The sequence below is a fragment of the Streptomyces sp. NPDC054794 genome, assembly GCF_053611585.1.
On the sequence record NZ_JBSHAQ010000003.1, the window covers coordinates 300,703 to 302,825 of the forward strand.

The window sequence follows — 2,123 nt, forward strand, 5'->3', positions numbered from 1 at the left end:
GCCCCGCCCGCGGCGCCCGCGGGGCGCCGCCCCGCGGCGGGGGACGCCGACCCCGGGCCGCTCGCCACGCTCCGTCACCCCCGCGGCACCGGCGCCGGCGGCCCCCCGCCCCCCCGCGCCCCGCCCCCACGGCCGTTCTCGTCGTCCTAGTGAACCGGCCACGGCCAGGGCGGCGCCTGCACGGCCTTCCGCCGCCGCACGGCCCACGCCCCGATCCCCAGCCCGATACCGACCAGGACCAGCACGCCCCCGAGAACCAGCGCCGCACCGAGCAGCGCGGGCGTCCTGCGGTCGTCCGTCACCCGGCCCCGCACCGCGTCCACGGACACCGTGCCGCCGTGGTCGGTCGCGTGGAAACGCGAGTCATTGGAGTTCGCGCGGTAATCGCCCAGCAGGAACAGCCGCCCTTCCGGGACCTTCACGTCGTACGACTGGTGCGCGCCGTCGGCGTCACCGCCGTACACGTACGGCTCCTCGATCGGCTTCCCGTTCACCGTCACCCGCTGTTGCGTGCCCACCGTCGTACAGCACGCGACGCGGTCCCCGCCCACACCGATGACCCGCTTCATCAGGATCCCGTCGAACCCGTAGGACTCCGGCGGCGTGAACATCACGACGTCGCCGCGCCGCACCTCGCTCCCGTCGACGTGCTCCCAGATGATCCGGTCACCCGTGTCGTACGTCGGCCGCATGCTGCTGCCCGACATGGTGGAAGCCCCGTACGCCGACCGCAGGAGAGCGAAGGTGCCGATCGCCAGCACCAACCCCAGCAGCCCCACCACGAGTGCCGAGACTCCGAGTCCCCGTCCCTTGCCCGCCATCCGATCCTCCCCATGCGGCCCATCCGCGGCGCGCGAGGATATCGGGCCACCGTGAACTACCTGTGCACACCCGTCACTCCAACCTCAGAAGCGACCCCAGGTGGCCCGTCCCGGCTCCCGGTCACACCCCGTGATCGGCGTGATGTGTTCGCCGCCGGACTGGGGACCGCGGGGGCCCGCGGTGTAGCTTGGGACGGAGCCAGACGTCGCTGCTGATGGCGGTCGGGCGGTCCCACAGCGGACCGTCCGAGGGAGAGAGGGCCTCCGACGGACTGCGCTGCGCGTATGTGGGCATGCCTGTGCCCTCTTTTCGGGCACCCCTGTCCGCCGCCGCGCAGACCAGCCGTACCCACCTCGACCCCATCCCGAGGAGCAGCTCGCAATGACGACTGTCGACAACCGACAGGACTTCAAGGTCGCCGACCTCTCCCTGGCCGCGTTCGGCCGCAAGGAGATCACCCTCGCCGAGCACGAGATGCCGGGCCTCATGGCGATCCGCAAGGAATACGCCGAGGCTCAGCCCCTCGCCGGCGCCCGTGTCACCGGCTCCCTGCACATGACCGTGCAGACCGCCGTCCTCATCGAGACCCTGGTCGCCCTGGGCGCCCAGGTCCGCTGGGCCTCCTGCAACATCTTCTCCACCCAGGACCACGCGGCCGCCGCCATCGCCGTCGGCCCGAACGGCACGCCCGACAACCCCCAGGGCATCCCGGTCTTCGCCTGGAAGGGCGAGACCCTTCAGGAGTACTGGTGGTGCACCGAGCAGGCCCTGACCTGGGCGGACAGCCCTACCGGCGGCCCGAACATGATCCTGGACGACGGCGGTGACGCCACCCTCCTCGTCCACAAGGGCGTCGAGTACGAGAAGGACGGCAAGGTCCCCGGCCTGGAGACCGCCGAGTCCGACGAGCACCGCGTCATCCTCCAGCTCCTGCACCGCACCCTGGGCGAGAACCCCCAGAAGTGGACCCAGCTGGCGTCGGAGATCCGTGGTGTCACCGAGGAGACCACGACGGGCGTGCACCGTCTGTACGAGATGCAGCGCGACGGCGTGCTCCTCTTCCCGGCGATCAATGTGAACGACGCCGTGACGAAGTCGAAGTTCGACAACAAGTACGGCTGCCGCCACTCGCTGATCGACGGCATCAACCGTGCCACCGACACCCTGATCGGCGGCAAGACCGCCGTCGTGTGCGGGTACGGCGATGTGGGCAAGGGCTGTGCGGAGTCGCTGCGCGGCCAGGGTGCCCGGGTGATCATCACGGAGATCGACCCGATCTGCGCGCTGCAGGCGGCGATGGA

Annotated in this window: 2 protein-coding genes; one reads left to right on the plus strand and one right to left on the minus strand. The window is 71.0% G+C overall.

Translation table 11 applies throughout. From position 1 onward, the window contains the following. Nucleotides 1–146: 146 nt before the first annotated feature. Nucleotides 147–821 carry a signal peptidase I gene (gene lepB / locus ACWGKT_RS05010; RefSeq protein WP_453272485.1) on the minus strand — a complete coding sequence of 225 codons (675 nt, stop codon included), beginning with the start codon at nt 819–821 and terminating at the stop codon, nt 147–149. Nucleotides 822–1,203: 382 nt separating this feature from the next. Between lepB and ACWGKT_RS05015 the strand changes: the two genes are divergently transcribed. Further along, nucleotides 1,204–2,123: adenosylhomocysteinase (locus ACWGKT_RS05015; protein WP_453272486.1), on the plus strand; the 920-nt coding region annotated here is incomplete at its 3' end.